This is a genomic window from Curtobacterium sp. PvP017, from assembly GCF_054060195.1.
Window position 1 is genome coordinate 191333 of record NZ_JBSSCY010000004.1, and the last position, 24140, is coordinate 215472.

26 protein-coding genes are annotated in these 24140 nt (G+C 72.2%); 12 read left to right on the forward strand and 14 right to left on the reverse strand.

Features of this window, described 5'->3' with window-relative positions:
* Positions 1-61 precede the first annotated feature (61 nt).
* Positions 62-376 (forward strand): hypothetical protein, encoded by a 315-nt coding sequence (locus ACVKXF_RS10250; RefSeq protein WP_456795632.1) that lies wholly within the window; start codon positions 62-64, stop codon positions 374-376.
* 69 nt (positions 377-445) lie between these two features.
* Here the strand turns inward: ACVKXF_RS10250 and ACVKXF_RS10255 are convergent, their stop codons facing one another.
* Together ACVKXF_RS10255 and ACVKXF_RS10260 are read right to left on the reverse strand one after the other, a co-directional pair.
* On the reverse strand, positions 446-751 hold the full coding sequence (locus ACVKXF_RS10255) for an EthD domain-containing protein (protein WP_123312361.1): 306 nt from the start codon (positions 749-751) through the stop codon (positions 446-448).
* Positions 752-836: 85 nt separating this feature from the next.
* Positions 837-1253: an HIT family protein gene (locus tag ACVKXF_RS10260; protein WP_456795633.1), complete on the reverse strand. Its 417-nt coding sequence runs from the start codon at positions 1251-1253 to the stop codon at positions 837-839.
* Between the two features lie 81 nt (positions 1254-1334).
* Between ACVKXF_RS10260 and ACVKXF_RS10265 the strand changes: the two genes are divergently transcribed.
* Complete coding sequence (locus tag ACVKXF_RS10265) at positions 1335-2999, forward strand: ABC-F family ATP-binding cassette domain-containing protein (protein ID WP_456795634.1); 1665 nt, start codon at positions 1335-1337, stop codon at positions 2997-2999.
* Positions 3000-3064: 65 nt separating this feature from the next.
* A complete protein-coding gene (locus ACVKXF_RS10270; protein ID WP_456795635.1) occupies positions 3065-3976 on the forward strand; it encodes a L,D-transpeptidase in 912 nt (303 codons plus the stop codon).
* On the opposite strand, the gene ACVKXF_RS10275 is transcribed toward ACVKXF_RS10270, so the two are convergent.
* Both ACVKXF_RS10275 and ACVKXF_RS10280 read right to left on the reverse strand, forming a co-directional pair.
* The gene (locus ACVKXF_RS10275) at positions 3973-4500 is read right to left on the reverse strand and encodes a gluconokinase (protein ID WP_456795636.1); all 528 of its coding nucleotides are present in this window, start codon (positions 4498-4500) and stop codon (positions 3973-3975) included. The two genes, ACVKXF_RS10270 and ACVKXF_RS10275, sit on opposite strands and share 4 nt — an antisense overlap.
* On the reverse strand, positions 4497-6047 hold the full coding sequence (locus ACVKXF_RS10280) for a GntP family permease (RefSeq protein ID WP_340196382.1): 1551 nt from the start codon (positions 6045-6047) through the stop codon (positions 4497-4499). The genes ACVKXF_RS10275 and ACVKXF_RS10280 overlap by 4 nt, the downstream gene beginning before the upstream one ends.
* A 205-nt stretch (positions 6048-6252) precedes the next feature.
* On the opposite strand from ACVKXF_RS10280, the gene ACVKXF_RS10285 reads away from it, so the two are divergent.
* Entirely contained in the window at positions 6253-6951 is a 699-nt protein-coding gene (locus ACVKXF_RS10285; protein WP_456795637.1) for a FadR/GntR family transcriptional regulator, read from the forward strand.
* A gap of 145 nt (positions 6952-7096) precedes the next feature.
* Here the strand turns inward: ACVKXF_RS10285 and ACVKXF_RS10290 are convergent, their stop codons facing one another.
* The 5 genes from ACVKXF_RS10290 to ACVKXF_RS10310 form a co-directional block, all read right to left on the reverse strand.
* A complete protein-coding gene (locus tag ACVKXF_RS10290; RefSeq protein ID WP_123312354.1) occupies positions 7097-7699 on the reverse strand; it encodes a GNAT family N-acetyltransferase in 603 nt (200 codons plus the stop codon).
* Between the two features lie 26 nt (positions 7700-7725).
* The gene (locus tag ACVKXF_RS10295) at positions 7726-8409 is read right to left on the reverse strand and encodes a uracil-DNA glycosylase (protein ID WP_456795638.1); all 684 of its coding nucleotides are present in this window, start codon (positions 8407-8409) and stop codon (positions 7726-7728) included.
* Between the two features lie 5 nt (positions 8410-8414).
* On the reverse strand, positions 8415-9134 hold the full coding sequence (locus ACVKXF_RS10300; protein ID WP_340196334.1) for a Type 1 glutamine amidotransferase-like domain-containing protein: 720 nt from the start codon (positions 9132-9134) through the stop codon (positions 8415-8417).
* Positions 9131-9664, reverse strand: a complete 534-nt coding sequence (locus ACVKXF_RS10305) for a phosphoribosyltransferase (protein ID WP_173168683.1) — start codon at positions 9662-9664, stop codon at positions 9131-9133. Before ACVKXF_RS10305 ends, ACVKXF_RS10300 begins: the two co-directional genes overlap by 4 nt.
* 119 nt (positions 9665-9783) lie before the next feature.
* The gene (locus ACVKXF_RS10310; protein ID WP_456795639.1) at positions 9784-10557 is read right to left on the reverse strand and encodes an SDR family oxidoreductase; all 774 of its coding nucleotides are present in this window, start codon (positions 10555-10557) and stop codon (positions 9784-9786) included.
* 119 nt (positions 10558-10676) lie between these two features.
* Between ACVKXF_RS10310 and ACVKXF_RS10315 the strand changes: the two genes are divergently transcribed.
* The 6 genes from ACVKXF_RS10315 to ACVKXF_RS10340 all read left to right on the forward strand — a co-directional run bounded on the left by ACVKXF_RS10315 (position 10677) and on the right by ACVKXF_RS10340 (position 18224).
* The gene (locus ACVKXF_RS10315; RefSeq protein WP_456795640.1) at positions 10677-11765 is read left to right on the forward strand and encodes an acyltransferase family protein; all 1089 of its coding nucleotides are present in this window, start codon (positions 10677-10679) and stop codon (positions 11763-11765) included.
* 316 nt (positions 11766-12081) lie between these two features.
* A complete protein-coding gene (locus ACVKXF_RS10320) occupies positions 12082-13413 on the forward strand; it encodes a bifunctional o-acetylhomoserine/o-acetylserine sulfhydrylase (protein ID WP_123312349.1) in 1332 nt (443 codons plus the stop codon).
* 230 nt (positions 13414-13643) lie between these two features.
* Positions 13644-14846, forward strand: a complete 1203-nt coding sequence (metX, locus tag ACVKXF_RS10325) for a homoserine O-acetyltransferase MetX (RefSeq protein WP_340196337.1) — start codon at positions 13644-13646, stop codon at positions 14844-14846.
* 139 nt (positions 14847-14985) lie between these two features.
* Positions 14986-16143 carry a sensor histidine kinase gene (locus ACVKXF_RS10330; protein WP_456795641.1) on the forward strand — a complete coding sequence of 386 codons (1158 nt, stop codon included), beginning with the start codon at positions 14986-14988 and terminating at the stop codon, positions 16141-16143.
* Positions 16140-17465: a hypothetical protein gene (locus ACVKXF_RS10335; RefSeq protein ID WP_456795642.1), complete on the forward strand. Its 1326-nt coding sequence runs from the start codon at positions 16140-16142 to the stop codon at positions 17463-17465. Before ACVKXF_RS10330 ends, ACVKXF_RS10335 begins: the two co-directional genes overlap by 4 nt.
* An 87-nt stretch (positions 17466-17552) precedes the next feature.
* On the forward strand, positions 17553-18224 hold the full coding sequence (locus ACVKXF_RS10340; protein WP_123312345.1) for a response regulator transcription factor: 672 nt from the start codon (positions 17553-17555) through the stop codon (positions 18222-18224).
* A gap of 261 nt (positions 18225-18485) precedes the next feature.
* Here the strand turns inward: ACVKXF_RS10340 and ACVKXF_RS10345 are convergent, their stop codons facing one another.
* Positions 18486-19751, reverse strand: coding sequence for an MFS transporter (locus ACVKXF_RS10345; RefSeq protein ID WP_222657888.1), 1266 nt, complete (start codon positions 19749-19751; stop codon positions 18486-18488).
* A gap of 253 nt (positions 19752-20004) precedes the next feature.
* Entirely contained in the window at positions 20005-20190 is a 186-nt protein-coding gene (locus ACVKXF_RS10350) for a hypothetical protein (protein WP_456795643.1), read from the reverse strand.
* Between the two features lie 124 nt (positions 20191-20314).
* Here ACVKXF_RS10350 and ACVKXF_RS10355 point away from each other — a divergent pair, with 124 nt between their 5' ends.
* Positions 20315-20509, forward strand: a complete 195-nt coding sequence (locus ACVKXF_RS10355) for a hypothetical protein (RefSeq protein WP_456795644.1) — start codon at positions 20315-20317, stop codon at positions 20507-20509.
* Positions 20510-20549: 40 nt separating this feature from the next.
* On the opposite strand, the gene ACVKXF_RS10360 is transcribed toward ACVKXF_RS10355, so the two are convergent.
* Positions 20550-20858 carry a thiamine-binding protein gene (locus ACVKXF_RS10360; protein WP_123312342.1) on the reverse strand — a complete coding sequence of 103 codons (309 nt, stop codon included), beginning with the start codon at positions 20856-20858 and terminating at the stop codon, positions 20550-20552.
* Positions 20855-22120, reverse strand: a complete 1266-nt coding sequence (locus tag ACVKXF_RS10365) for a glycosyltransferase 87 family protein (RefSeq protein WP_456795645.1) — start codon at positions 22118-22120, stop codon at positions 20855-20857. The genes ACVKXF_RS10360 and ACVKXF_RS10365 overlap by 4 nt, the downstream gene beginning before the upstream one ends.
* Before the next feature lie 114 nt (positions 22121-22234).
* Between ACVKXF_RS10365 and ACVKXF_RS10370 the strand changes: the two genes are divergently transcribed.
* Positions 22235-22945 (forward strand): YceI family protein, encoded by a 711-nt coding sequence (locus ACVKXF_RS10370; protein ID WP_456795646.1) that lies wholly within the window; start codon positions 22235-22237, stop codon positions 22943-22945.
* Positions 22946-23278: 333 nt separating this feature from the next.
* Here the strand turns inward: ACVKXF_RS10370 and ACVKXF_RS10375 are convergent, their stop codons facing one another.
* The gene (locus tag ACVKXF_RS10375) at positions 23279-24139 is read right to left on the reverse strand and encodes an ADP-dependent NAD(P)H-hydrate dehydratase (RefSeq protein WP_456795647.1); all 861 of its coding nucleotides are present in this window, start codon (positions 24137-24139) and stop codon (positions 23279-23281) included.
* Position 24140: the final 1 nt, after the last annotated feature.

Consider the following 24140-nt stretch of genomic DNA (forward strand, 5'->3'; position numbering starts at 1 on the left):
GTGCGTGGGTGCGGCGGGCACAGGTGCGGTGGCGGCGGCGCGGTGGCCCTATCCTGCGGAGGTGGACACGACTCTCCCCTCCGGCACGACGAAGCGCCGGATCGAGCTCCGGCTCGCTCGCCCCCTGCTCACCTGGTTCGCCCACCCCACCGTCACGATCGACGGGGTCGGGCACCCGGCGCAGTGGGGCACCGGCACGTGGGCGGTCGCGGACGACGGCCGCACCGTGATCGGCGTGTACCTGTTCAACCGGGCGTGGCGCTTCGGCGCCGCGACGCTGCACGTCGGCGACGCCGCCGTGCTCGAGTACCACGCTGGCCTGTTCCCTCTCGGCGCGGGCAGGCTGACGCCGGTGCCGGGCCGAGACTCGCGCTGAACGACACTCCTCGCGGCGCGGGACCCGAGGAGTGTCGCTGAGCCCGAGACCCGGGCCCGGCCGTCGGTGCTACTCGTGCTCGATGTCGGAGAACAGGCCGGTGAACGTGGCGCCCGTCCCGCCGAGCCGCTCGAAGAACGCGCCGGCCTCGGCGGTCGCCACCGCGTCGGACGCGTCCCCGTACGACGCGAAGTACAGGTCGAGGGTGCGGTGGGCCGGGGTCGGGGTGCCGTCCTCCTTCGGCCAGACCTTCGCCGCCTCGAGCCGCTGCAGGCCCGGCAGCTTCGCGGCGAGGGACTCGAGCTCCACGTAGGACTGCTCGAACGCGGACGGGTCGGCCGGGTTGTCGATGATCAGGGTGATCTTCGTGGTCATGGTGTGCTCCTGGAGGTGTCGGTGGGACGGCGAGACGGTGCAGCGCCCACTCCACTCCGTTCTGCGCACCGCTGCCCGGGATCGGCTACTCGAACATCTCGGCGAGGAGCGCGTGCGGGTCACCGTCGACGACGTGTGCCGAGGGCGGCTCCGGCCAGTGCGTCGTGCCGTCGTCCGGCCAGCACGGCACGACGTGGAAGTGCAGGTGCCGCACGCTCTGCCCGGCATCGGCGCCGGAGGCCTGCAGCACGACGGTCCCGGTGGCGCCGAGCGCACCCCGCATCGCCCGTGCGACCCGCTGCACGAGCGCGGTGGTCGCAGCCAGCGCGACCGGGGCGGCACCGAGCAGGTCGTCGGCGTGCTCGACCGGCGCGACCAGGGTGTGCCCGGGTGCGAGCGCGGACCCGGGCAGCGGCGCGAACGCCACGGCGTGCTCCTCGCGCTCGACCCAGACGGCCGGTTCGTCGCCGGCGATGATCGCGCAGAAGACGCAGGGTTCCATCCGACCAGTGTGCTGCACCCGGAGCCCCGGGCGCTCCGTGGGCGGTGCCGTGCGCGCGCCGCCACGTGGGACGATTGGCGCATGACCGCCACGCTCGTCGCCAAGGGCCTGTCCGGCGGGTACGCCGCACGCACGCTGTTCGACTCCCTCGACCTCACGGTGGCGCCGGGCGACGTGATCGGTGTCGTCGGCGTGAACGGCGCCGGCAAGTCCACGCTGCTCCGGCTGCTGGCTGGCGTCGACGAGCCCCTGGCCGGCACGGTGTCGCTCGCACCGACCGACGCGTTCGTCGGCTGGCTCCCCCAGGAGCACGAACGGATCGCCGGCGAGACCGTCGCCGGCTACATCGCCCGCCGGACCGGCTCGGCCGAGGCGACCGAGGCCATGGACGCCGCGGCTGCCGCCCTGGGCGACCCGGACGCCGGGGACGCCGCCGCTGACCGCTACTCGACGGCGCTCGACCGCTGGCTCGCCGCGGGCGCCGCCGACCTCGAGGACCGCATCCCCGCCGTCCTGGCCGACCTCGGCCTCGAGACCGGAGCCGGTGACGACGGCGTCGGACCGGACTCGCTCATGACCGCACTGTCCGGTGGGCAGGCCGCCCGGGTCGGGCTGGCGGCGCTGCTGCTGTCGCGGTTCGACATCGTCCTGCTCGACGAGCCCACCAACGACCTCGACCTCGACGGGCTGGACCGGCTCGAAGGGTTCGTCCGGGGCCTGCGCGGCGGCGTCGTGCTCGTCAGCCACGACCGGGAGTTCCTGGCGCGCTCGGTGACGAGCGTCCTCGAGCTCGACCTGGCGCAGTCGTCCAACCGGCTGTTCGGCGGCGGGTACGACTCGTTCCTCGAGGAACGCGAGATCGCCCGGCAGCACAAGCGCGACGCGTACGACGACTACGCCGCGACCAAGGCCGACCTGGTCTCCCGTGCCCGGACGCAGCGCGAGTGGTCGAGCCAGGGCGTGCGCAACGCGATGAAGAAGGCCCCCGACAACGACAAGATCCGCCGCAAGGCCGCCTCGGAGTCGAGCGAGAAGCAGGCGCAGAAGGTGCGCCAGATGGAGTCCCGCATCGCGCGGCTCGACGAGGTCGAGGAACCACGCAAGGAGTGGCAGCTCGAGTTCACGATCGGCAGCGCACCGCGGTCGTCCGCGGTCGTGGCAACGCTGTCCGACGCGACCTTCACGCAGGGCGACTTCACCCTCGGTCCGGTGTCGCTGCAGGTCGACGGCGGCGACCGCATCGGGATCACCGGACCGAACGGCGCCGGCAAGTCCACGCTGCTGCGTGCGCTGCTCGGCAAGCAGGTGCCGACGACCGGAACGGCCTCGCTCGGATCGAGCGTCGCCGTCGGCGAGGTCGACCAGGCCCGCGCGGCCTTCACCGGCGACCAGTCCCTCGCCGCCGCCTTCGAGGCGATCGTCCCCGAGTACACGACCGCCGACGTCCGGACGCTGCTGGCGAAGTTCGGGTTGAAGGCGGACCACGTCGGGCGTCCCGCGTCGGCGCTCTCCCCCGGCGAACGGACCCGCGCCGGACTCGCGCTGCTCCAGGCCCGCGGGGTGAACGTGCTCGTGCTCGACGAGCCGACCAACCACCTCGACCTGGTGGCGATCGAGCAGCTCGAGCAGGCGCTGGAGTCCTACGACGGCACCCTGCTGCTCGTCACGCACGACCGGCGCATGCTGGAGACCGTCCGCCTCGACCGGCAGTGGCACGTCGACGCCGGCCGGGTCACCGAACGCTGACCGACACCACGAGCACACACCCAGACGACGAGCGCACGCTGGACCAGGAGCACAGGGGGATGCCGATGCGACGCAGGAGCTGGATCGCCGTGGCCGCGGGCGCCGCTGCGGTCGCCGTCGCGGCCGTCGTCGTCGGGGTGACCGCCGACCGGCCGGACGCCGACCCGACCCACGTCGCACGGGCCACCCCGACCGCGACGCCGACGCCGACCCCCACCCCGACGCTCGCGGCCGTCCCCCGAGCGCCGTCGGCCGCCACCCTCGCCGCCCTGCCGTTGGCGTTCCACGACGGCGTCGTCCCCGAACTCCTCGACGGCGGGGACGTCCGCCCCGCGGACACCTGGCAGATCGCCACCCCGCGGCACCACCTCGTGGCCCTGTACGCCAACCCGTCGAGCCGCGCGCGTCCGGTGGCGACGCTCTCGCACCGGGTCTCGACGATCGACCTGCCCGCCGCCACCGCGGTCTGGGGCAGGTCTCCGGGTGTCGACGGCGGCATGCTCCTCGTCTCGACCCCCGCCCGGAACCGCACCCCGGGCGACGGCGGCGACCCGGACGCGCCGAGTGCCACGTTCGCCTGGGCGCGGGCCGCTGACTTCACGGTCACCGACACCGACCGGATGATCCGCGTCGACGTCGCCCGGAGCACGGTCTCCGTCGTCACCCGGAGCGGTGACGTCACCTCCACCGAGGCGGCTCGGCTCGGTACTCCCGAGGACCCCACGCCGACCGACACCGCCACCTACGTCGAGGCGGCGTACGTGGACACCCGCGTGACCTACACGCAGGGCAACCCGATCATCCTGACCGGGGCGCACTCCTCACGGATCCCGTCGTACGGCGGCAACGCGGCCCTGACGGCGTTGCACTACTACCCCGACCCGACCGGCAGCTCGCACGGGTGCGTGCGGATCTCAGCGGAGATGACCCGCACCCTCGCCGCACTGCCGGTCGGCACCCCGATCCGGTTCAGCTAGCGGCCGACGCCGAGCCCGAGCCGCTCGACGACCTCGGCGCTCTCCTCGTCCGGAGTGCGGTCGGCGGCGATCGTCAGGTGCGCCTCGTCGTCCTGGGGCGGCTCGAGCGTCGCGAGCTGGGACTGCAGCAGCGACGTCGGCATGAAGTGCCCCGAACGCTGCGACATCCGCTGTTCGATGAGCGCACCGTCACCCGCCACGTGCACGAACACCACCCCGGGTGCCCGCAGCACGTCCCGGTAGGACCGCTTCAGCGCCGAGCAGGTCACGACACCGTGCGTGCCGGCGTCGAGGTGCCCGCGGATCCAGCCGGCGACGACGTCGAGCCACGGCCAGCGGTCCTCGTCGGTGAGCGGTGTGCCGGCGTGCATCTTGTCGACGTTCGCCTGCGGGTGCATCGCATCGCCCTCGGCGAAGTCCCACCCGAGTTGCTCAGCGACCATCGCCGCGACGGTCGACTTGCCCGAACCGGAGACCCCCATGACGACCAGGACGCGCGCATCCAGAGCGGAGTCGCCGCTCATCGGATGAACACCCCGGCCAGCAGGACCCCGAGCAGACCGAGCACCGAGATGAGGCACTCGAGCACCGTCCACGTCTTGAAGGTCTGCCCCACGGTGGTGTTGAGGTAGCCCTTGACGAGCCAGAACCCGGCGTCGTTCACGTGCGAAAGGAACACCGACCCGGCACCGATCGCCAGCACGAGCAACGAGGTCATCGGCGAGGACAGGTCCGCCGCGATCGGCGCCATGATGCCCGCCGCGGTGACGGTGGCGACCGTGGCCGACCCGGTCGCGACGCGCACCAGTGCCGACACGACCCAGGCGACGAGGAGCACCGAGATGCCGGAGTCCTTCACGGCGTCCGCGATCACCCCGCCGATGCCCGTGTCGATGAGCACCTGCTTGAAGCCACCGCCGGCACCGACGATGAGCAGCACGCCGGCGACCGGGGGCAGCGCGCTCTCGAGCGACTTCGCCACGGCGGACCGGTCCATGCCGCCGCCGATCGCGAAGAAGACCATCGCGTAGATCGCGGCGATGCCGATCGCGATCATCGGCGACCCGAGGAAGTCGAGCAGGCTCACCCACGAGCCGGCGGCATCGGGCATCGTGGCCTCGCGGATCGCCTGGGCGAGCATGAGGACGACGGGCAGCAGGATGCCGACGAGCGCGACGGTGAAGGACGGGCTGCGCGGCTCGCTGATGACGCGCGTGAAGTCGCTCTTGCCGTTGGGCAGGGACGCGGTGTCCTGCGTGGCGGGGCCGCGCCGGGCCTCCCGTCCGCCCGAAGCGGGGTCCTGCGGACCGGACGCCGACCCGGAGTCCGAACCACGCGACCCGAACAGGTCGGGGGCCGGGATGTCGACCCAGCGTGCCGCGAACTGCGCGAAGACCGGACCGGCGAGCACGATCACCGGGATCGCCAGAACGATGCCGAAGGCGAGCGTGGTGCCGAGGTTCGCGCCGACGGTCGAGATGGCGACGAGCGGGCCGGGGTGCGGCGGGACGAACGCGTGCATCGTCGACAGGCCGACCAGGGCGGGCACGGCGATCTTCATGATCGGCACGGAGCTGCGCTTCGCGACCAGCACGATGATCGGGATGAGGAGCACGAGGCCGACCTCGAAGAACATCGGCAGGCCGATCAGCGCACCGATCAGTGCCATCGTCCACGGCAGCGCGGCCTTCGACGACCTGCGGACGAGGGTGTCGACCACGCGGTCGGCAGCGCCGGAGTCGACGAGCATCTTGCCGAACATCGACCCGAGGCCCACCAGGATGCCGACGCTCGTCATCGTCGCGCCGAAGCCGTTGCCGAAGCTCGTGACCGCCTTGTCGGGCGCGAGCCCCGCGCCGATGCCGACGCCCAGGGCACCGATCACGAGCGCGATGAACGGGTGCACCTTGAGCCAGGTGATGAGCGCGATGATCACGACGATGCCGACGAGGGCCGCGATGATCAGCTGCGGGATCGGACCGGACGGGTCGACCGTCTCGGTGCCGCCACCCTCGGCGGCGAGGACCGCGCCGACGGGGTGCGCGAGCGCGTGGACTGGAGCGTGAGGCATCGGTGCCCCTTCCTGGAGCCGCTGCCGCGCGGCTCCGTCGCCTTCGTGTCGAGGGTGGCTGGCGCTGCACGAGCCGACCCTCAATAATCTGATTAATCAGACTATACGACGATCCGCCGCGCGCCATCCGCCCTCGGACGCAGTCTGCCGTTTCGATGGGACCGACGTCACGCCGACCGCGCGACACGTACTGCATGGAGGAATGATGCCCCCCGCACGCGGACTGCACGCCCACGTGCTCGACACCCTCGGGCAGCGCATCGTCGACGGCGCGCTGGAGCCCGGCACGGTGGTCCGCCCCGAACTCGTGGCGGACGAGTTCGGCGTGTCCCGGTCGGTCGTCCGCGAGGCGCTCCGCGTCCTGCAGTCCCTCGGACTCGTCGAGCCCCGGCAGCGCGTGGGCACGCAGGTGCTCGGCATCGGGTCGTGGGAGCTGCTCGCGCCGACGGTCATCCGGTGGCGCGGCGCATCGCCCGCCTACTTCGTGCAGCAGCGGGAACTGCTCGAGCTGCGGCTCGGCGTCGAACCCGTCGCGGCGTCGCTCACCGCCGGCGGCTCCGGGGCGTCCGCCGTCCTCGACGCCGCGCAGGACATGCTCGCCGCCTGCGCGCGCGAGGACAGCCGCGCGTACCTCGAGGCCGACGTCCGCTTCCACCGCGCCCTGCTCACCGGGTCCGGCAACGCCGTCTTCGCGCACTTTGCCGGCACCGTCGAGGCGCTGCTGCGCACCCGCACCTCGGAGTCGCGCGACACCATCACGCGCTGGACGCGCGAGGCCGCCCTCCGGCACGAGGCCGTCGGACACGCGCTGGTCGCGGGCGACGGTGCCGCTGCCGCAGCCGCGACGACGGCGCTCGTCGGTGTCACGCGCGACGAGTTCATCGCCGAGGCCCCGCAGGGTTGACGGGGTGTGCGGGGGCGGGCGAGGGGCGGCGCGCCGTGCGCTGACCGTCGAGGTTCCACAACACGCGCGATCGCACGCCGAGATGCGCAGATCTCGGAACCTCGGCGCGGCCCGAGACACGACCGAACGACGGACGACCGCCCGACTACTTCCGGGCGAAGAGGCGCGGACCGCGCAACCGCAGGCGCATGGTCACCGTGCCGAGCCACCGGTCGTACTTGTAGCCGACCTTGCCCATCCGACCGACCTCCTCGAAGCCGAGCCGCTCGTGCAGGCGGATCGAGGCCTCGGCCTGCCGGTCGGCGATCACCGCGACGACCTCGCGGACCCCGGCGGACCGGCACTCGTCGAGCAGCGCCTCCATGAGTGCACGCCCGAGCCCCTTGCCGCCGGACGCCGCTCCCAGGTAGATCGAGTCCTCGACCACGCGGTTCGACCGGTCGCGCGGGTTCCAGGCGTCGACCAGCGCGTAACCGAGGATCTGCCCGGCGGGGTTCTCCGCGACCAGGAAGGGCAGCTTGCGCTTCCGGATGTCGTCGTAGCGCTGCTTCCAGCGGGCGAAGGTGAACGCCGACGGGTCGAAGGTCACCGACGAGTTGCGGACGTAGTGCGTGTGGATCTCACGCACGTCGGGCAGGTCGCTCACCTCGGCGGCACGGATCCGGTACTCGAACGCGGTCTCGCTCGCCGGACGGGCACGCAGGTGTCGCGGCAGGACCCGCCGTCGCTGGTATTCCTCCTCGAGCACGTGCCGAGCCTAGTGAGCGCGGCGCGTCAGCGCCCGGCCAGCGACCAGTCGACCGGCGTGGCGCCCTGCTCCTCGAGCAGCGCGTTGACCTGCGAGAACGGACGGCTGCCGAAGAAGCCCCGCGAGGCGCTCAACGGGCTCGGGTGGGCCGACGCAACCACCGGGGTGTCACCGAGCAGCGGTCGGACGGACGCGGCCTGCGCGCCCCAGAGCACTGCGACGAGCGGGGTCCCCCGGCCGACCAGTGCGCGGACGGCCTGGTCGGTGACGGCCTCCCAGCCCTTGCCGCGGTGGCTGCCGGCATCGCCCGCGCGGACCGTGAGCACCCGGTTGAGCAACAGGACGCCCTGGTCCGACCACGCACGCAGGTCACCGTGCGCGGGTGGGGTCACGCCGACGTCGGCGCTGAGCTCCTTGTAGATGTTCGCCAGACTGCGCGGCACCGGGCGGACGGCGGGGTCGACGGCGAACGACAGTCCGATCGGGTGGCCGGGCGTCGGGTAGGGGTCCTGCCCGACGACGAGCACCTTGACGGCGTCGAAGGGCGTGGTGAAGGCCCGGAGCACGTCGGCGCCGGCGGGCAGGTACGGGCGGCCGGCTGCCGTCTCGTCGCGGAGCCACGCACCCATGCGGTGAACGTCGTCCTCGACCGGAGCGAGCGCAGAGGCCCAGCCGGGGTCGACCAGGTCGGCGAGCGGTCGTGGTTCCACGACGGCTACGCGCCCATCGTGGCGACGGCCACGGACTCCTCGCCGGCCATGACGCGCCAGACGCTGCCGGTGCCCCGGACCTCGAGCGCGCCCTCGCCGACGACGAGTGCGGTGTCCTCGTCGATCGCCAGGCCGGCGGTGACGAACTCGGCCTCGGCGCTGGCGATGAGACGGGCGAGCGTGCCGGCCTGCACAGCGTGGACGTCGATGGTCAGGTCGACCAGGCCGAGGCCCTCGCGGAGCTCGACCTCGTCGAGGCCCTCGGAGGCTTCCTCGGGGCAGATCTCGACGCCGCCGATGCGCCAGCCGCCGACGAGCGCGCGGTCGGCGGCGATCATCGCGCCCGCGGAGTAGCCCAGGTAGGGCAGGCCGTCGGCGACGAGCAACCGGAGTTGGTCGACGAGCGGGGCGATCGCGCCGAGGTAGTCGGGCGTGACGCCGCCACCGACGACGAGCGCGTCGACGTCGCTCAGCACGGTCGTGTCGAACACCTGGCCGGCCGCGACCTCGGTCACGACGACCTCGGCCGCGCGGGCACCACCGAGCACCTCGGCGATGTCGGCGGTCGACGACGGGCTGCCGCCGTCGGGGCCGGCGACGGAGAGCAGGGCGATGCGCGGGACCGTCCGGCCGACGGCAGCCGACCGTGCGGTGGCCTCGGCGAGGAAGGGCGCTGCGGCGTCCGAGGCGGCGAAGCGTCCGCCGCCGACGAGGTGGATGCTCACGACTCGGCCGTCACCGGTGCGAGGGCGCTCCACGGGAACGTGATCCAGCCGTCGACGCGCCGCCAGACGTGGTCGGGCTCGAGGACGGTGCCGGGCTTCGAGTACAGGCACGCGCTGCGGACGTCGGCACCGGCGTTCCGGATGATGTCGACCACCAGGCGCAGGGTCCGACCGGAGTCCGACACGTCGTCGACGACGAGCACGCGCTTGCCGGCCAGGCTCGGGGCGTCGAGCGCGGGTGCGAGCACGACGGGCTCGTCCAGGCGCTGCTCGACGTCGGTGTAGAACTCGACGTTGATCGAGCCGCACTCCTTGGTGCCGAGCGCGTACGCCACGGCACCGGCGATGATCAGCCCGCCACGGGCGACGGCGACGACGACCTCGGGCTCGAAGCCGGAGGACAGCACGTCCTTCGCGAGCAGGCGTGCGGCGTCACCGAACTCCAACCATCCGAGCACCTCGGGCCCGCTCGTCACGGTCACGGTCGACTGAGCCGGCGCCGTGGGCTCGGGTTCGCTGCTGATCGGCATCCGACCACGGTACCGGCAGGGACCCCGCGCCCGCGACCCGTGGTCACCGCCCGGGCGCTGCGCAGCGGATCAGCGCGGGCGCTGGGCAGGGGATCAGCGCGGCGGCTCAGCGCGGCGGCTCAGCGCGGCGTGAGCGTTCCGCGCGCGAGCTTGTGCTGCGCCGACTGCGCGACCGGCCGGATCGTGACCAGGTCGAGGTTCACGTGCGCCGGCAGCTCCACCGCGTGCACGATCGCCTCGGCGACGTCGTCGGCCACGAGCGGGCCCGGAACGTCGTCGTAGACCGCCGCGGCCTTCTGCTCGTCGCCGCGGAACCGGGTGAGCGCGAACTCGTCGGTCTTCACCAGTCCGGGAGCGATCTCGACGACGCGGATCGGTTCGCCGTTCAGCTCGAGCCGGAGCGCGCCGACCAGGGCGTGCTCGGCGAACTTCGCGGCGTTGTAGCCGCCACCGTTCTCGTACGCCACGAACCCGGCCGTGCTCGTCACCGTGACGATGTCGGCTCCACCGGTCGCACGGGCACGGACCCGCAGGTGCGGCAGCAGCGCGGCGACGACACGCTTCGTGCCGATCACGTTGACCTCGAACATGGCACGCCAGTCGTCGACGTCCGACTCCTCGACGCTGGCCGAGCCGAACGCGCCACCCGCGTTGTTCACCAGGACGTCGGCGCCGCCGAGCTCGGCGACGCGGGCGGCGAGCGCCTCGACGTCGGCAGCGCTCGTGATGTCCGCCACCAGGACCTCGGCACCGGTCTCCGCGGCGAGCTCCTCGAGCTTCGCCGCACGGCGGGCGACGGCCAGCACGTCCCAGCCCCGCGACCGGAACAGCCGGACGGTGGCCGCCCCGATGCCCGAGCTCGCTCCGGTGACGACTGCGCGCCGTGCTGCCATGTGATCTGCCTCCTGGGTCGGTGACGGGGCGACTGATCGCCCCGGTCCTGGACGGCTGCTCGCCCAGGACCCCAACCGTACCGACCCTCCCAGGTCACGATCCGGTAACGTGACCGACGATGACGACGGATGCCGCCCCTCCCGCACCCTCGGCCCCGGCGACGCAGCTCGAACCCGGCCGGGCACCGCGCCGTATCCCCATGTGGGACACCGCGCGGTTCGTCGCCGTGACGCTCGTGGTGATCGGTCACGCGATCCAGCGCCAGACGACGGCGAGCGAGCACGCCCTGGCGCTCTACACGTTCATCTACGCGTTCCACATGCCCGCGTTCGGTGTGATCAGCGGGTACTTCTCGTCGGCGGACACCCCGACGGCGAAGCGCATGCGCCGCACGATCACCGACATCGTCGTGCCGTACATCATCATGCAGACGATCTGGACCGTGGTGCAGGGCATCGTCGAGGGCGGCAAGGACTTCAACCCGACGCAGCCGACCTGGACCCTGTGGTTCCTGCTGGCCCTCGGCATCTTCAAGCTGATCCTGCCGTACCTCGCGCAGCTGCGGTGGCCGTTGTTCTGGGCCGTCGTGTTCAGCATCGGCGTCGGCTACTTCGACAACGTGGACTCGACGCTCTCGCTGTCCCGTGCCATCAGCCTGCTGCCGTTCTTCCTGCTCGGGTGGCAGGTCAAGCAGTGGGGGCTCTTCGACCGCTGGTACGAGGCCTCGCGTCGCGTGGTGGTCCGGGTCCGGGTCGCCGCGGCCGTGGTGTTCGCCGCCTGGGCGGTGTCGTGCGCGGTGTGGATCCCGCAGTTCAAGGAGTTCGACCTGCACCACTGGTTCTTCTACGACGACTCGTACTCGGGTCTCGGCGAGGACGCCTGGTGGGCCGGAGCCGTCCGCTTCGGCCTGATGCTGCTGGCGTCGCTGCTGACCGCGTCGTTCCTGGTGCTCATCCCCCGCCGGAACATCTGGCTCACGCAGTTCGGTGCGGCGACGATGTACGTCTACCTGCTGCACACGTTCGTCCTCTACCCGATCCGCGAGTCCGGCGTGCTCGCCGGCCCGCACTCCGCGTGGCCGTTCGTGCTGCTGATGGTCGCGATCGCCTGCGCGGTCAGCCTCTTCCTGGCCCAGCCCTTCGTGCGGCGCGGGATGCGCTGGCTGCTGGAACCGAACGTCGGCTGGCTGTTCCGTCGCGACGCGTGACCCCTTCCCCCTTCCTCGCACGGTGCGCGGCACGCCGGCGAACGGTGCGAGGTTCCGTCCGTGGTGCAGGGGACCCAGGCGTGCACCGAGTCCGGAACCTCGCACCACAGGTGACCTCGCACGGTGCGACATGCGTCGCGCTGCGCTGGACGGGAGGCCCGTGGCGCGTCCGGCGTGCGCGTTACGTCCCGAGGCGGGTGCGCTGGTACCAGCGCGACCACCTGCGTACCGTGAGTGCCGACGCACAGCAGCGCCGCGCCTCCAGGCCGAGCGCAAGGCGACCCGACGACCAGCCGCACCGGACAGGAGCACCAAGATGACCGAGCACGACGCCGCGCAGTGGCGGTTCGAGACCACCCAGGTCCACGCCGGCGCACAGCCGGACCCGACCACGGGCGCCCGAGCCACCCCGATCTACAAGACGACCTCGTACGTCTTCGCGAACTCGGACGAGGCCCGCGACCTGTTCGCCCTCGCCAAGCCGGGCAACATCTACTCCCGGATCATGAACCCGACGAACGACGTCGTGGAGCAGCGCATCGCGGCGCTCGAGGGCGGCAGCGGCGCACTCCTCGTGGCGTCCGGTCAGGCGGCGGAGACGTACGCCGTGCTGAACATCGCGGGGGCGGGCGACCACATCGTGTCGTCGTCGTCGATCTACGGCGGCACGTACAACCTGTTCAAGTACACGCTGGCGAAGCTCGGCATCGAGACGACGTTCGTCGAGGACCAGGACGACCTCGAGGAGTGGCGGCGCGCCGTCCGCCCGAACACGAAGCTGTTCTTCGCCGAGACCATCGGCAACCCGAAGATCAACGTCCTCGACATCACCGGCGTCAGCGACGTCGCGCACGAGTCCGGCGTTCCGCTGATCGTCGACAACACCATCGCGACGCCGTACCTGATCCGTCCGTTCGAGCACGGGGCCGACATCGTCGTGCACTCGGCGACGAAGTTCCTCGGCGGCCACGGCACCGTCATCGGCGGCATCATCGTCGACGGCGGCAAGTTCGCCTGGTCGCAGCACCCGGACAAGTTCCCGGAGTTCAACACGCCCGACCCGTCGTACCACGGTGCGGTCTTCGCGGAGGCGGTCGGCAACGAGCTCGCCTACATCGTGAAGGCGCGCGTGCAGCTGCTGCGCGACCTCGGGGCGTCGAACTCGGCGGACACGGCGTTCGCGCTGCTGCAGGGCATCGAGACCCTGTCGCTCCGCATCGAGCGCCACGTGTCGAACGCGCAGGAGATCGCCGAGTGGCTCGACCGACACCCGGACGTCGCCACCGTCGCCTACGCCGGCCTGCCGACGTCGCCCTGGTACGCCGCGGCGAACCGGTACGCGCCGAAGGGCGTCGGCGCCGTGCTGTCGTTCGAGCTCAAGGGCGGCGTGCCGGCGGGCAAGGCGTTCGTCGACAACCTGCAGCTGTTCTCGCACCTGGCGAACATCGGTGACGTGCGCTCGCTCGTGATCCACCCGGCGTCGACCACCCACTCGCAGCTCACGCCCGAGCAGCAGCTCACCACCGGGGTCACGCCGGGCCTGGTGCGGCTGTCCGTCGGCATCGAGAACATCGAGGACCTGAAGGCCGACCTCGAGGCCGGGCTCGCCGCGGCGCGTGCGGTGTCGCAGGAGGGGCAGCGCGCGTAGCGTTCGCCCGCCCGGGGACCCCGACTCGGAACGACAAGGTCGACGTCGCACGACGTCGACCTTGTCGTCTGCCCGCCCGTGCAACAGTTGCCGGCGCGGCGGTGCGACTTCCTCGATGTCGTACGGCGTCGATGTTGTCGCGCCCACCCGCGGCCGGAGACCCGGCCGCGGGGCGGACGTGACGTAACACGGCGGCGGCGAGCCGCGCCTCCCGGCAGACTGGACGCACCATGGACTGGCAGACGACCCCCGAGGACTCCGTGCCGTCCACGCTGGTGCCCGGCGCCGAACTCGGCACCCTCGGCAAGCCGCCCGTCACGGGCGCCTGGCGCCCCGGCGACCACCCGGGTGCGCGGCACTTCGTGTCCCTCGGCGAGCAGTGGGTGCGCGGCGGGCGCCTGCCGGCCGTGCGCGTCGCCTACGAGACGTGGGGCACGCTCAACCCGGCACGCGACAACGCCGTCCTGCTCTTCCACGCCCTGACCGGCGACTCGCACGTCGCCGGCGCTCCCGGTCCGGGACACCGCACCGCCGGCTGGTGGGGCGACGTCGTCGGCCCCGGCCTGGCGATCGACACCGACGAGTGGTTCGTGATCGCACCGAACATGCTCGGCGGCTGCCAGGGCACGACCGGGCCGTCGTCGGTGTCCCCCACCGGCGTCGAGTGGGGCTCGCGCTTCCCGTTCGTCACCGTCCGCGACCAGGTCGAGGTGCAGCGCCAGCTCGCCGACCGACTCGGCATCGACGTGTTCGCGGCCGTCGTCGGCGGGTCGATGGGCGGGATGCACGCCCTCGAGTTCGCGGTGTCGCACCCCGCGCGCGTCCAGCGGTTGGCGGTGCTGGCGTCGACGGCGCAGACCACGGCGGACCAGATCGCGGCCAACTCGCTGCAGCGCTCGGCGATCCAGATGGACCCGGCGTTCGCCGGCGGCGACTACTACGAAGCCCACGCCGGCGAGGGCCCGCACCGCGGGCTGGCGCTCGCGCGGCGGATGGCGCTGATGACCTACCGGGCGTCCGACGAGCTGAACGGCCGGTTCGCCCGGTCCTGGCAGAGCGACGTCTCACCGCTCGGCGACGACGGGCGGTTCTCGGTGGAGAGCTACCTCGACTTCCACGGCAACAAGTTCACCCGGCGTTTCGACGCATCGTCGTACATCACACTCACGCACGCGATGGACTCGCACGACGTCGGCGCGGGCCGGGGTGGTGTCGCGGCGGCGCTCGAACTCGTGACGGCGCGCACGCTCGTCGTGGGGATCTCGAGCGACCGGCTGTTCCCGATCGAGGACCAGCACCGGATCGCCGCCGGGGTCCCGGACACGGTCGACGGGGACACGGCCGCCGTGATCGAGAGCGAGTTCGGGCACGACGGGTTCCTCATCGAGCACGAGCAGGTCGGCGCGCACCTGCGGCGGTTGCTCGACGACTGAGCGCGGCGCGCGCGGCACGGCGCGCCGAACACCCCCCAACGGGTGTCGCCCGTGGTTGGATGGCTGCGAGCCCGGACTGAACGAGGCTCGGTTTCCCCGCACCACCCGTCACACCAGCTCGTCACCAACCAGGACATCGATGGACTTCATCGCACAGGAACGCGACCGCTTGCTGCGGGCGACGACCCGTGTCGTGGGCATCGTCTGCGCGCTCGTCAGCGTCGTCGGCGTGGTCTCCGCCGCCGCGGTCCCCGCTCTGCCGCTCGTGGGCGCCCTGCTCTGCATCGCCGCGATGGTGGCCTCGTTCGTGTTCTTCGGACGCAGCGGCACCGTGTGGTGGACCGCCGCGATCCTCGTGACGGGGCTCGCGTCGCTCGCGATCCTGTTCTCCGGGGCGGACGAGTCGGTCCGCCCGCTCGTCGCCAGTGCCGTCATGACACTCGCCGGCGGTTCGCTGTCCGCACCGTTGATGGCGCAGCGCGGGCAGCCGGTCGGCCTCGGGCTCACGATCGCCGCCGGTGGTGTCGTCGTGGTCGTGATGGTCTGGGCGACCGGCGGGTTCCTGTCGACGCCCGTCAGCGGCGCCCTGCTCGGCTGGGTGCTCATCGCGGTCGTGGCCGTCTGGATCTCGCGCAGCATCCCCCGCGTCGCGCGACGGATCTACAGCATCGGCACCGCGCACCGCGCCGAACGCCAGGCGAGCGAGACCGAGGCGCAGCGGCGGCAGGGCGCTCGGCTGCTGCACGACACGGTCCTCGCGACGCTCACGCTCCTCGCCCACTCGGGCGTCGGGGTCTCCGAGCAGGCGATGCGCGAGCAGGCCGCCGAGGACGCCCGACTCCTGCGCCACCTGCGACTCGGCGCGACCCCGCAGCCGTCGCAGTCCGGCGACTACTCGCTCACCCGCGAAGAGGAGTCGCCGCTCGGCCAGACCCTCGAGTCGGTGAAGCAGCGCTTCGGCCGGATGGGCCTCGAGGTCAGTTGGCACGGCACCGGCCAGGTGCTCCTGCCGTCGCACGTGCTCGACGCCTTCCTGCTGGCGCTCGGCGAGTGCCTCGAGAACGTCCGCCGGCACGCCGGTGTCGGCGAGGCGCACGTCACGATCGTCCACGACAACGACATGGTGCGCGCCATGGTCACGGACTCCGGGGTCGGGTTCGACCTGACCACCGTCAGCGCCGAACGACTCGGCTTCAAGGAGAGCGTCGTGAGCCGTCTGCGCGAGGTCGGCGGCGACGCCAAGCTCTTCTCCGCGCCGGGTTCCGGCACCACCGTCGTCCTGGAGGCACCGCGATGACCCGGGTCCCCGAGGACACCATCAGCCGGGGCCTGCCCGGCGAGTCCAGCGGCCAGCAGCCGCCCCGGACCCGCCGCGAGGCGCGCGAGCGCTACCGCACCAGCGAACGTCGGCAGGCCCGCGGACTCCCCTCGACCTCGACGGGCGCACGGTCGCTCCGCCAGGCCGCCAAGCCCGGCGCCTCGCTCGGTGCCGGCTACCTCGGCCTCGGCGCCGCGGTGCTCACCGCGATCGAGGCCGTCTCCGGCATCGTCTACTTCCTGGTCCGCTGGCCCGACTTCTCCGACCCGTGGTTGCCCGCCGCGGCGTGGGCGCTCTACCTCGTCGCCGCGGTCGGTGTCGGCCTGAGCGTGCTGACCTACGGCGAGCGGTTGACCGGACTGGCCTTCGTGCTGATCTGCGTCGTGCTCGCGTGCGTGGTGACCCTCGACTTCATCGGGATCTGGCCCGAGCACGACATCGCGCACACGGCGTCGGCGTCGATCGCCGCGGGCTTCGCGCTGCTGCCGATCGCCACGCTCCGGCCCGCCCGCGAGGTCGCCGCCGCCATCGCGGTGCTCGGCCTGGCGTTCATCGGCATGAGCATCGCATCGACCCCGATCTCGAACGACACGCTGCCCGGCATCGTGTCCCTGCTCGCCCTGGTCGTCGTGCCGCCGTCGATCGCCCTGTACGTCGTGCAGCGGTTCCGGCAGCTCGTGCAGCGGGAACTCGACCGCGTGCTCGTGCAGAGCAACGTGCAGGCGCCGCAGTTCGCGGTCGGCATGCTCGCCTCGGACGAGCTGGCCCGGCTCGACCTGGCCGCCGAGAAGCTGCTCGACGCCGTCGCGAACGGCACCGATCCCCTGCCACTGTCGGACGCCTCGAGTTCCGTCGCGGCCTCGCTCGCGACCGAGCTCCGGCTGCACCTCATCGAGGGCCGACGTGAGACCTGGCTCTACCACGCGATCACGGAGTCCGACCACCTCGGCCGCTCGGTGAGCGTCGCCGACCCCGGCGCGCTGGCCGGCCACCTCACCCCCGCCCAGCGTGACGGACTGCTGCAGGCCCTGTGGCAGATGGTCGGCGACGGCCGCACCGCCACCCCCGGCCTGCCGGTCGTCTCGGTCACGCTCGGGCCCGTCGGGTCCGACGGCCACCCCGTCACCGACGAGCGGATGGACGTGCCGGTGGTGATCGAGTCCCGCGGTGTCCAACGCCGCAGCCTCGGCCCGACCGCGTGGAGCGCCCTGCAGCGCATCGGTCCGTACACCGAGACGGTCCGCGACGGCGCGCTCCACATCGTCGCGCACTGCGTCGTGGACCGACATCCGTCGATGTAGCTGCCGGACACCCGGACAGCCTGCCCGTGCCACGTGCCCCGCCCTCCTAGGATCGGGCACGACCTGCCCCCGAGAAAGGACGCCCGCATGGCGACTCCAGAGGAACCCATCCGACTCGCACTCGTCGACGACCACAGGATGCTCCTCGGCGCGCTCACGGAGTGGATCCGGAACGCCGCCGACGACATCACCCTGGTCGCCGCGGTCACGACCTGGCCCGAGCTCCTGACGAGCCCGGCGTTCCCGGTGGACGTGGTGCTGCTCGACCTGGACCTCAAGGACTCCATCCCGGTGTCGCTGAAGATCTCGACGCTCAAGACCGCCGGGGTGAAGACGGTCGTGATGAGCACGTACTCGGAGCCGAACGTCGTGCGCGAGGCGCTGGGGGCCGGAGCCCTCGGCTACCTGGTGAAGAGCGAGGACGCGGACATGATCGTCGAGGCGATCCGCTCCGCCCAGCGCGGTGAACAGTACGTCTCCGCCGAGCTCGACCTGGCGATCAACAGCGGTGACGTCGGCGGCGTGCCGAAGCTCAGCGCCCAGGAGCGTCGCGTCATGGCCCTGTACGGCGGCGGCGAGCCCGTCAAAAGCGTCGCTTACCAGCTCGGCATCTCCGAGGAGACCGCGAAGAGCTACCTCAAGCGCATCCGCGAGAAGTACCGCGTCGCCGGGTTCGACGTCGGCACGAAGGTCGCGCTCCGGAAGCGTGCGATCACCGACGGCATCATCGTGCAGGACGGCGGGCCGCTGGGCCTGTAGCGCGCGGCGCACGTGCGGCGGTCTACCGCACCCCACATCGGACGGGAGGCCCGTGGCGGCGTCGCCACGGGCCTCCCGTCCGGTGCGTGGGCGCACCCACTGCGCGTGTCCGGCGATCGGGGCCGACCTGCGGTCTGTCCCGCCACAGCGACACTGTGCCGCCGAAGCCGACGGTCCCATCCGGCAAAGCGACAGTCTGCCGTGAACAGTTCGCGGCAGACTGTCGCTTTCGCGAACCGCTCTGGCGTCGCCTGCGCGCGGTCAGTGGATGGGGACGGGCGCGGTGATCGGGCCGGTACTGGGCGACGGCGAGCGGAGTGCGGCACGGCGCGTGGTGCGACGCTCGACCGAGTAGCTGACCATCGTGACGAGGACGCCGAGCAGCGCGAGGACGATGCCGAGCCAGCCCGGTGCGACGAACCCGAACCCGGCCGCGATGACCGCGCCGCCGAGTGCCGCGCCGAGCGAGTTGCCGATGTTGAACGCCGAGTGGTTGAGCGCCGCGGCGATCGTCCGGGCGTCGCCGGCGACGTCCATCAACCGGGACTGCACCGCCGGCGGGATCGCCGACGAGGTCGCCCCCAGCAGGAAGGCGCCGAGGAGCATGCCCCAGAGCCACTGCGCGGTCAGCACCGTGAGCAGCAGGGCGCCGATGAGCGAGAACATGCCGAAGTAGATCGTGCGCTTCACGCTGTGGTCGGCGAGGTGTCCGCCCAGCACACCACCGACCACCATGCCGATGCCGACGACCACCAGGACGATCGGCACGAACGACTCGGGCATGCCGGTGACGTGCTGCACGAGCGGCGAGATGTACGAGTAGACGGCGAAGAAGCCACCGAACCCGACCGCGCCGAGGCCCATCACGATCCAGACCTGCGGCACACGGAAGGCGCGGAGCTCCCGGCCGATCGTCGCGTGCTCGTCACGGGCGCTCTTCGGCACGAAGGCCGCGACGGCGAGGAAGGTCAGCGCGAAGAGCGCGGCGACCACGCCGTAGGCGATCCGCCAGCCGGCGAGCTGGCCGACCCAGGTGATCGCGGGGACGCCGACGACGTTCGCGACCGACAGACCGAGCAGCACCATCGCGATGCCCTTGCCGCGCTTGCCCGGGCCCATCATGTCGCCGGCGACGATCGAGGCGATGCCGAAGTAGGCGCCGTGCGGCAGGCCGGCCACGAAGCGGGCGACGAGCACCAGGCCGAACGACGGCAGCAGTGCGCTCGCGATCGTCGCGAGGACGAACCCGACGAGCAGCACGAGGATCAGGCCCTTGCGCGGAAACTTCGCGGACATCGCCGCGATGGTGGGAGCACCGACCACGACGCCGAGCGCGTAGGCGCTGACGAGCCAGCCCGCGTGCGCGATGCCGGCATCCGGGTCGAGGCCGTACTGCTGCGGCAGCAGCGCCTGCGCGATGTTCGGCAGGAGGCCCATCGCGACGAACTCCGTCGACCCGATGGCGAAGCCGCCGAGGGCGAGCGAGATGAGCGCGGCGGTGCGACGCGCAGGCGTGAGCTGTGACATGGGGCCTGTTCTCGGACGACGTCCTGCACGGGCGGCGTCGGATCGGGGTGTCGGCTGGACGGTGTCGGCGGGGGCGATCCGCGATCGTCGCGGTCCACGTGCTGATCGGCAGCGCGGCCACGCCCGAACGGGGTGCCGATCCGGGTTCAGCAGCGAACGGGACGGTCCGGGTGGCGACGACCATCCGGTCCGAGCAGTGTAGACCGCTCCAAAGGCCGAACGGAAGTCGCCGTGCGCGGACCGTCGAGGTGGCTCAGGCCGCCTGACGCTCCGTGTGGGCGGGACGCGTCGACGCAGAAGCGAGTTCGGGCAGCTCGTCACGGTGCGTCCAGCCGACGCCGCACTCGGCGCACGTGGCCCAGGCGTTCTCGCCCTGTTCGTCCGTGTCGATGACGACCGTTCGCAGGTCGCAGTCAGGGCACCAGCCGTCGTGGGTCATCACGCGCTCCTCGTCGTCTCGGGGCCACCGGATGTGGCTCGATACGGGCCATGAGACACCCGACCACCGACATCCGCGGGAGGGCGACGGCGTGTCGCGCGGGCCCCCGTTGTTCAATGAGCACATGTCCCTCGCCGCCACCGTGCTCGCCTCGTGCCGCGCCGGCGCGCCGGTGAACTGCGAGGACGCCACCGACCCGATGGGCATGGTCATCGTGCTCATCGCGGTGCTCGCCGGGATCGCGCTGCTCACCGTGCTCGTGGTGCTCGGGCCGGACCCCCGCCGACGGACCCGGGCACGGCGGCGCGAAAAGCGCTGAGCGCGAGCGCCGAGCGAGAGCGAGGGCGAGGGCGAGGGCGCTACTCGCCCAGTGCCGCCTCGAGCCGTTCGAGCTTGCCGTCGATCTCCCCGGTGTGCCCCGGTCGGATGTCGGCCTTGAGCACGAGCGACACCCGCGTGCCGTAGGCGCCGACGGCCTCGGTGGCGCGCTTGACGACGTCCATGACCTCGTCCCACTCCCCCTCGAGCTCGGTGAACATCGACGACGTGCGGTTCGGCAGGCCGCTCTCGCGGACCACCCGCACGGCTGCGGCGACGGCGTCGTGCACGGAGCCGTCCGCCTGTTCGGAGGGACCACCGGATGGAGCAACGGAGAAGGCGACGATCATGCGTCCATCCTGCCCGCGCCCCGGCCCATCCGCACCAGCTCGACCACGGTCCACGCCAGGATCGCCACCTCGAGCACGTTCCGCAGCGTCAGCACCACGAGCATCCACGGCTGCAGGGTGAGCACCTGGTCGTAGTACGCCGGGTAGATCAGCTGGGTCAGCACAGCGGTGGGCAGCGCGGCGATCGCGATCGGCACGAACCGGCGCACACTCGGCGTCCCGGCGGCCAGTCCCCACACGATCGGCACGGCGAGCCACCCGATGTACTGCGGCGACCCGACCTTGTTGGTGGCGATGAGCGCGGCGACGAACAGCAGCGCGAGGACCGGCGCGAGCTCGGCACGACGGGCACCGCGGCGTGCGGCCCACAGCGCGAGGACGACACCGGCGACGACCACGAGGGCCATCAGCGGCGTCGAGAGCGCGGCCGCTGCGTGCGTGCCGGCGCCGGAGACCTCGAACGTCAGGATCTGCTGGTTGTAGAACACGGCAGCGCCGGGAGCCCCGAACGCCGCCGCCCACATGAACGGCGTCGCGAGGGGCGACTCGATCTGCAGCGCACGCCCGGTCTGCTCACCGATGAACGACAGCAGGTACGGCGCTCCGCCCCAGAGCACGTCGACGAGCACGATGAGCGCGCTGAGCACGAGCGCCCCCGACAGCACGCCGCGGCGGTGCCCCTTCCGCAGGAGTAGCAGCACGGCGACGAGCGCGGCCGGCCAGACCTTCGTCCAGGCACCGGCGGTGAACAGCGCCGAGGCGACCGCCGGCCGCGAGGCGACGAACGCCACCCCGACCAGGGCGAAAACGGTCGCCACGGTGTCGATGCGCCCGAGGGCGATCGGGCCGAGCGCGAGCAGGAAGGCGAGCCACCACCACACGACCCGCACGCCACGCGACGACGAGCCGCCCGCACGCGAGCCGAACGCGCCGCGCGCCCGGAACCGCCACAGGAACGCACACGCCACGGCGTCGAGCAGGACCATCAGCAGCAGCCACCCTGAGCCGATCGACGCGATGCCGCCGAGCGCCGCGGCGGCCATCGGCACGATCGCCAGGATCGGGTAGACCCACTCGCCGTCGATGCCGACCCAGAAGTCCGCGCTCCGCCCGGTCTCGATCCACCGGCTGTACGTGATGGTGACGTCGCCGAGCGGCAGGTTCGCCGAGACGGCCGTCAGCCACCACAGCGCCGCGTGCACGGCGGCGAACGCCACCACGAACCCGACGCGTTCGATCCACGGGTTCCCGGTCCTCAGCACCGAACGAGCGTACCGGCAGCGGGCGTACCGGCAGCGAGCACACGGACAGCGAGCACACCCGAACCGGCTGAGAATCCCAGGCTCCCCCAACCATGACGTGTCACCGTCTTGCTCGTGACCTCCGAAACCCCGCGCAAGCGCCGCAAGGCCGTCATCTGGATCTCCGTCATCGCCGCCGTCGTCGTGCTCGGCGTCATCGGGGCGATCGTCGCGACGAACGTCTACACGAGCAACGAGAACGCGAAGGCGTCCGCGGCACCGTCCGTGGCCGCCAGCCGACAGGCCTCCACCCTCGACGACTCGGACCTGTCCGGCGACTGGACGGTCGGCGGCGACTCCGAGGCCGGCTACCGCCTGCACGAGGTCCTGAACGGCTCCGACGTCACCGTCACGGGCCGCACCGACAGCGTCTCCGGCAGCGCCACCGTCGACGGCACGAGCATCACGAAGGCGACCATCACCGTGCAGGTCGCGGACATCGCCACCGACTCCGACCAGCGCGACTCGTACTTCCGCGACTCCGCGATGGACACCTCCGCCTTCCCCGAGGCCACGTTCGAACTCACCGAGCCGATCGCCGACGCGGTCCCGAGCGGCTCGGACACGACGACGGTCACCGCGACCGGCAAGCTCACGCTGCACGGCGTCACGAAGGACGTCACCGCCGACCTGCAGGTCGGCCTGAACGGCGACGGCGTCGACATCTCCGGCTCGATCCCGGTCACGTTCTCGGACTACGGCGTGCAGGCGCCGAGCCTCGGCTTCGTGAAGGTCGACGATTCCGGCACGGTCGAGTTCCTGGTGCACGCGACACCCGCGAGCTGACGTCCGCGACGCGCGTCACGCCCGTGACGTGCGCGACAGGCGGACGGGAGGCCCGGTGCCAGCTGGCACCGGGCCTCCCGGCCGTCTCCGCTCGCGTCTGCAACTGGCGACACGATCGATGTCGCACGACGTCGACCGTGTCGTCATCCCGCGCCCGCAACCATGCACGTAGGCAAGGAACGACGAACTCGATGTCGTACGACATCGACGCTGTCGCCACCGCGCGCGTGCAACCCCCGGCGCACGCACGGAACGACGTCCTCGTCGTCACGCGGCGTCTGCAACAGGCGACATCACCGACGTCGTACGACGTCGAGGATGTCGCACCGACCGCTACCCGCGCGCGTCGCCGTCGACGACGAGGTCCCGCACGACACCCGGCAGCTCGGCGATCAGCCCGGCCATCGGGAACGGGCCGCCGCCGGACGCCCGCCGCGCCGCGAGGCCGTGCACGACCGCAGCCGACGCGGCCAGGTGCGCGAGGTCCGACGGCGTCAGCGACGATCCGGCTGCCTCGACGGACCCCTGCCGCGCTGCCACGAGCGCCCCGAGGACCCCGCCCAGCACGTCCCCGGCACCGGCCGCAGCGAGCCACGGCGTCGCCGAGGACGCCACGAGCCGCACCGACCCGTCCGGGCTGACCACGTGCGTCCGCTCGCCCTTGAGCAGCACGACACTGCCGGTCTGCTCGGCCGCCCGGAGCGCTGCTGCGGGCGGATCCTGCTCGACCGAATCGCGAGAGACGCCGAGCAACGACGCGAGCTCCCCCGCGTGCGGGGTGAGGACGGCGAGCGGGCCGAGGTCGACGAGCGGGATCGCGCCCGCGTCGACCACGACCGGGACGCCGTCGTCGGAAGCGTGCCGGAACCCCGAGGCGGTCGTGTCGTCCAGGTCACCGAGCGACGACGCCGAGATGCCCGAGCCGACGAGCCAGGCCTGCACGCGTCCCACGCCGGAAACGGCCTCGGGGCGGCGGGTGAGCACGTGGTCGGTGGCGCGCGACGGTCCGACGTAGCGGACCATGCCGACGCCGGTGTGCACGGCGGCGTCGACCCCGAGCACCGCGGCGCCCGGGTACTGGTCGGAGCCGGTCGCGATGCCGAGGACCCCGCGGCGGTACTTGGTGGACTCCCCCGTCGGCGCGGTGACCCACGCGGCGGCATCGGACGGCTGGACGGGCACGAAGTCGTTCACC